Origin of the sequence: Merdimmobilis hominis, from assembly GCF_016901855.1 — a bacterium.
Classification (GTDB): Bacteria; Bacillota; Clostridia; order Oscillospirales; family Ruminococcaceae; genus Paludihabitans.
Window position 1 is genome coordinate 1 of sequence record NZ_JACJKY010000057.1, and the last position, 843, is coordinate 843.

General features: G+C 45.0%; 2 protein-coding genes. Both read left to right on the top strand.

Annotated features, from left to right (window positions below):
• The coding region (locus tag H6A12_RS13015; protein WP_204448430.1) for a type IV secretory system conjugative DNA transfer family protein at positions 1 to 619 on the top strand (619 nt) is incomplete at its 5' end.
• 6 nt (positions 620 to 625) lie between these two features.
• Positions 626 to 843: helix-turn-helix domain-containing protein (locus H6A12_RS13020; protein ID WP_204448431.1), on the top strand; the 218-nt coding region annotated here is incomplete at its 3' end.

The window sequence follows — 843 nt, forward strand, 5'->3', positions numbered from 1 at the left end:
TAGCCAGCTTGAAAAGAACTACGGCAAGGAAGGCGCAGAAATTATCGTAGACAATACCCAGCTAACTATCTTCGGTGGATTTGCACCGCAAAGTACTTCTGCAGAAACCTTGTCCAAAGCACTTGGCAGCCGTACTGTTATGTCCGGCTCAGTGTCGAGAAGCAAAAATGATCCGTCAGAATCTCTGCAGATGATTGAACGGCCGTTAATGACGCCGGATGAATTAAAGAGTATGCCGAAAGGTCAGTTCGTGGTAATGAAAACAGGTTTCTATCCGATGAAGGTAAAGCTCAAACTGTTTTTTAAATGGGGAATCCATTTTGACGAGGAACATCCTTATACTGTTTCCGATCAGGGAAATCGAGAGGTAAAATATGCATCCAAGAAGGATATCACAGACGGAATTATTAAAAAATACCATCCTGAATTACTGGAACCGGCTACACTGCCAAACGATGAGTCTTCCTCCAGTGGTCAGAATCAGCAGATGACAGAGCATCACCAGCCTGCATCGATAAAAAAGAATGATGAAAAGGATAAAAACGGAGGTACAGCTCTGCAGACCGTCCCAAAAACCGCAGGACACCGCTTCCGCAGCCGCCAAAAAACACGGAGGTAACCTCAGATGGGCAGACTTAATTTTTTATATAAAATGGATCTGCCGCACCGTGCTAAGCTCGTCTATATTTATTTGCACGACCGGATGGACAAGGAGAAAAAGGCATGGCCGGGACTTAACACCATTGCAAAAGATCTGTCGCTCTCCCGCAGCACTGTAAAACGAGCAGTCAAAGACTTAGAAAAAGCAGGTCTTATACGAAAAGAGCCGCACTACCGTGAAAA